The 4939-nt window shown below is 68.6% G+C and carries 5 protein-coding genes; 1 reads left to right on the forward strand and 4 read right to left on the reverse strand.

The genetic code is table 11. The features are described 5' to 3' along the window. Positions 1–860, reverse strand: an 860-nt coding sequence (locus FXN61_RS47205; protein ID WP_167980306.1) for an AfsR/SARP family transcriptional regulator, incomplete at its 3' end; no start/stop codon positions are given. A gap of 114 nt (positions 861–974) precedes the next feature. Between FXN61_RS47205 and FXN61_RS47210 the strand changes: the two genes are divergently transcribed. Beyond that, complete coding sequence (locus FXN61_RS47210; protein WP_167980307.1) at positions 975–2207, forward strand: DUF8189 domain-containing protein; 1233 nt, start codon at positions 975–977, stop codon at positions 2205–2207. Positions 2208–2212: 5 nt separating this feature from the next. Here the strand turns inward: FXN61_RS47210 and FXN61_RS47215 are convergent, their stop codons facing one another. Genes FXN61_RS47215 through FXN61_RS47225 form a run of 3 tightly spaced genes read right to left on the reverse strand, consistent with a single transcriptional unit; the run spans position 2213 to position 4658 of the window. Beyond that, positions 2213–2881 (reverse strand): hypothetical protein, encoded by a 669-nt coding sequence (locus FXN61_RS47215; RefSeq protein WP_167980308.1) that lies wholly within the window; start codon positions 2879–2881, stop codon positions 2213–2215. Next, positions 2878–3219 (reverse strand): hypothetical protein, encoded by a 342-nt coding sequence (locus FXN61_RS47220; RefSeq protein WP_167980309.1) that lies wholly within the window; start codon positions 3217–3219, stop codon positions 2878–2880. The genes FXN61_RS47215 and FXN61_RS47220 overlap by 4 nt, the downstream gene beginning before the upstream one ends. Before the next feature lie 56 nt (positions 3220–3275). Beyond that, the gene (locus tag FXN61_RS47225) at positions 3276–4658 is read right to left on the reverse strand and encodes a PLL family lectin (RefSeq protein ID WP_167980310.1); all 1383 of its coding nucleotides are present in this window, start codon (positions 4656–4658) and stop codon (positions 3276–3278) included. Between the last annotated feature and the right edge of the window lie 281 nt (positions 4659–4939).

Here is a 4939-nt window from a genome sequence, read left to right on the forward strand (position 1 = left end):
ATCACCAGCGCGCTCTTGCCGACGCCGCCCATGCCGTCCACCGCCCACAGCGTCGTGCCGGTGGCGGGCCGGGTGAGCGCGTCGAGGTCGTGCTCGCGTCCGGTGAAGTCGGGCACGTCGAACGGCAACGTGCTGATGCCGGCGGCAGGAACGGGTGCCGGCTCGACCGGTGCGCCGCGCAACACGAGCTCCTGAGCGGCCTTCAGCTCGTCGCCGGGATCCGAGGCGAGCTCGTCGGCGAGCAGCCTGCGGGTGCGGTCGAACCGCTGCAACGCCTCGGCCTGCTGCCCGCACAGGTACAGCGCCCGCATCGCCAGCGCCACCAGCTTCTCCCGCAACGGGTGGTCTGCCGCGTGCCCGGTGAGCTCGGCGAGCACCTCGCGGTGCCTGCCCGCCGCCAGCTCGGCGGCGGCCCACTCCTCGGTCGCGGACAACATCTCCTCGACCATCCCGGTGCGGAACCGCCCGAGCAGATCCGTGCCCGTCACACCGCCGAGCGGGTCACCGCGCCACAGGTCGAGCGCTTCACGGTGGGCTCCTGCCCTGATCAGCGCCCGGAACCGGTGCACGTCGACCTCGTCGCGGCCGACCTCCAGGGTGTAGCCGGCCGAGGTGCGCCTGATCGTGATTCCGGTGGGCTTGAGCACCTTGCGCAGACGTGACACGTACCCCTGCACGAGCCCGCGAGCGTCACGTGGTGAGTCGTCGTCCCAGAGGCAGTCGATCAGCCGGTCCGGCGCGACGGCTTCGCCGGCCTCCAACGCGAGTACGGCGAGCACGCACCGCTGCTGCGGTGCACCGATGGGCAGAGGTTCCCCGTCGAGCCAGACCTCGACGGACCCGAGCACTCCGACTCGCACCGTCGCAGCATAGACAGCGGATCGTCGCGGGACGTCCAGAATTCGTCCAGAACCGGCGACAGCCTGCCGTTGACAATCTCGCGACAACAGTGACGTTTTCGAGGGGGAACTCAGGTGAAGAGACTCGTGCTGGCGCTGCTCGCGCTCGCGGGGATGCTCGTGTGGCCTCAGGCACAGGCGGAGGAGTACGGCGCCCCGGTGTGCGCCGAGTACGGCCACGACGCGGGCTTCCGGGACGAGGCGCTGGTCAAGGCCATCGCGATCGGCATGGCCGAATCGACGTGCCGCCCGTCGGCGAAGGCCCCGAACGAGGACAGTGGGCTGTGGCAGATCGCGCCGACGCAGGCTCGCGTGGAGCTCTACGGCAACCTGCTGGTGCCGGAGAACAACGCGCGGGCCGCGTTCGACATGTCGGGCCGCGGCACGAACTGGCAGACGCACTGGGCCGCGTCCAACTGCACGGACGCGGGCAACCGGAGTTGCTTCGCGTACTGGATGGCCACCGCCGAGAACGCCGCGCGCCCCTACCGCAACGACACCGCGCAGGCCGCCGTCTCGATGCGCGACGGGCACCAGGAGGTGTTCACCCGTGGTGCGGACGGCCAGGTGTGGCACAAGTGGTGGTACGGCGGCGGGTGGAGTGGCTGGGCGACGCTCGGCGGTGGCGAGGTGGCTTCACCGCCGGCCGCCGTCTCCATGCAGGACAACCACATCGAGCTGTTCGCCCGTGGCGTGAACGGTGACGTGCTGCACCGGTTCTGGTGGGGTGGCGACTGGTCGGGCTGGCACAGCCTGGGCGGCAACGTCGTCGGTACTCCTTCCGCTGTGTCCATGCGGCCCGGACACCTGGAGATCTTCGCCCGGTTCACCGACAACCAGATCTGGCACAAATGGTGGTACGGGGACAAGTGGAGCGACTGGGCGCCGCTCGGCGGTGGCCAGGTCGCCTCCTCTCCGTCCGCGGTCTCCATGTACGACGGGCACATCGAGCTGTTCGTCCGCGGCACGGGCGGCGACCTGCTGCACCGGTTCTGGTACTCCGGCGGCAGCTGGTCCGCCTACCACAGCCTCGGTGGTCAGATCGTCGGCGCGCCCGCCGCGGTGTCCATGTACGCCAACCACCTGGAGGTGTTCGCGCGCGGCACGGACAACGGCATCCACTCCCGCCACTACTACGGCCAGGGTTGGAGCGTCTGGGGCGGCCACGGTGGCTCCATGACCTCGGCGCCGTCCGTGCTGTCGATGAGGCCGGACCACCTGGAGCTGTTCGCTCGTGGTGCCGACGGTGGCGTGTACCACCGCTTCTACTACGGCAACGACTGGTCCGGCTGGCACCACCTCGGCTGAGCAGGTCAGCGAATGGTGCCCGTGACCTGGCGCAGGTGATAGGTCCACAACGAGTTCGGGAAGCTCCCGGTTCGTGCCACCGACACCACGGTGGTCACGGACCGGGAGTCCGGCAACGTGCCGTACACCGTCCGCAGCACGCCGGGGTTGTGGTTGCGCTGGTAACCGGTCAGGTTCTGCGTGACGAACCCCTCTGAGGTCCACCGGCCGGTACCGCCCCAGATGCTCGCGCCGTCGATGCTGACCAGCTCCACGCGCGCGGAGATGTACGACGGCTCGTCGCTCGGGTACGGCGCCGCCTCGCGGGCGGCGTAGAACCGGTCGCGGCTCGGGTCGTAGGCGATGTCGAAGTTGTGCAGCACGTCGCCGCCGAGACCCTCGTTGGTGATCCGCACCGGCGCACCGACGACCGGGTTCGCCATGTCCTCGAGCTTCAGGTAGCGGAAGTACGACTCGGTGGTCGGCCCGCCCTGGCTGTAGAACAGCATCAGCTCCCCGGTCGCCGGGTTGATCGTCGTGGCACTCGGCTGCCCGACACCCCAGTGGCCCGGTTCGAACGGTGTTGTCACGATCGGCTTCGGGTGCTTCACCCACGGGCCGTCCAGCTTCTGCGCGAACGCGACACCGATCTGGTTGTTGGTGTTCGCGTGATCCGTGCCGAGGAAGAACATCACGTACCGGTAGTCCGTCTGTCCATAACGGACGTTCGCGCGACCACGGTCGGGTCGCAGATGTGTGTGGAGTCCCACCCGCTCACGCTCGGCCGCACCACGGATCTGCTGTCGTTGCCCTTGCTCAGGTAGACGTGGTCGAGGATCTCGCCGGACGAGTTGTTGTGGCACGTGTAGACGTACGTCTGCCCGTTCTCGGTCACCGCGGCCGGCGCGTACGCGTACCGCTGCGGACCGTCCGGTGTGTAGAGATGCGTCACGCTGCCCCACGTGACCGCCGCCGACGCGGGTGCCGCGCTCGCGCACAACGCGACCGCGGCCAGCAGAACCTTGCCCCTCACGACTTTCTCCTCCCGTGGGAAGGCCGCCCGTCGCCGGGCGGCCTTCACGTCGTCCGTCAGACGGAGCCCAGGCTGTGCCAGCCGCTCCACTGTCCGCCGTCGTAGTAGAACTTGTGGTACATCTGGTTGTCCGTGCCGCGTGCGAACAGCTCCAGGTGGTTGCCGCGCATGGTCAGCACCGATGGGCTGTCCTTCAGCGATCCACCCAGCGAGCCCCACTCGCTCCACGAGGTGCCGTACCAGTGGCGGTTGTAGATCGCGTTGTCCGTGCCGCGGGCGAACACCTCCAGGTGACCGTTGTACATCGACACCGCGGACGGGCTGCCCACGATCTGGCCACCCAGGCTGTGGTACGGAGACCAGCCGTCGCCGTACCAGAACCGGTGCAGCAGGTCGCCGTTCTGACCACGGACGAACAGCTCCAGGTGCCCGTCGCGCTGCGACGCGACGCTCGGCGTGGAGGTCACCGCGCCGCCGCCCATCGGTGCCCAGTCGCTCCACTTGTCGCCGTACCACCACTTGTGCCAGATCTGGTTGTCCGTGAACCGCGCGAACACCTCGAGGTGACCCGGCTTCATCGACACGACAGCGGGTGCGCCGATGATGTTCCCACCTAGGCTGTACCACGGCGACCAACCGTTGCCCCAGTAGAACCGGTGCACGACATCACCGCCCTGACCACGGGCGAACAACTCGATGTGGCTGTCCTGCATGGAAACCGCCGCCGGCGCCGACGTCACGGCACCGCCACCCATGTCGGCCCAGTCGGACCAACTGCTGCCGTACCACCACTTGTGATGCACGCTGCCGTTGGCGCCACGGGTGAAGATCTCCTGGTGGCCGTCGCGCATCGACACCGCGGACGGCGAGCCCTCGACCGAGGCCTGCCCACCGGTGTACCAGGTCGTCCGCTTGTACGCGCCGTCCCAGCTGAAGCTGATGTGGATGTGGTCCTGGTGCGGGCTGTCACCGGAGTACGGCTGCCAGCCGAGGTTCGGCCGGTAGCTCTCCCAGATCCTGTTGTTCCAGATGAGGTACATGACGCCGAGGCGCCGCGCCATCGCGTGCGCGTTGCCGTACTGGTCCGTGGCGAGCGCCCAGTTGAGGAAGTCCTCGGCCTCGGCCCTGTCCTCGGCGTTGAAGTAGTTGAAGTGGTAGTCGAGCGCCCTGCCCTCGTGGTGCTCGCTCACCGTGCCGTTGCAGTTGCGGCTGATGCCCGCGGTGTGTGCGCCGTAGGTGGCGTTCAGCAGGTCGCGCACCGCGATCGGGCCCGGCTTGGCACTTGCCTCGCAGGTCGTCTGTCCTTGATACGGCGAGTACGCGTCGATGCCCGGCCCGAAGTGCGGCGTCGCCGGCGCGGCCTGTGCGGTGGCCGGCGCCACCAGGATCGTGGTGAGCGCCAGCCCGGCGGCCCCGACCCAGCCGATCAGTTTTCTCATGTTCCCCAGCTCCCTTCAGCGATCGAGGGGAACTGTGGAATCCGGTTCTGGACGTGAGCAGCACGTTTTCTGGACGGCGCCGAGCCGGACCAATGCGCACCGAGCATCAATGCATCGGACATTGCTGTTGGACCACGCACAGTGCCCGGCCACACACTCAGGGCCACGCCGCTCAACGACGAGACGAGGGCCCATGAGAAGGATTTCCAGACGCACCGCGCTCGCCCTGGCCGCGGGGGTGGCCGCTTCTCCGGCCGTGAGCACCGCGACGGCGTCGGCCG

It is taken from the genome of Lentzea indica (genome assembly GCF_012184385.1).
Taxonomy (GTDB): domain Bacteria; phylum Actinomycetota; class Actinomycetes; order Mycobacteriales; family Pseudonocardiaceae; genus Lentzea; species Lentzea indica.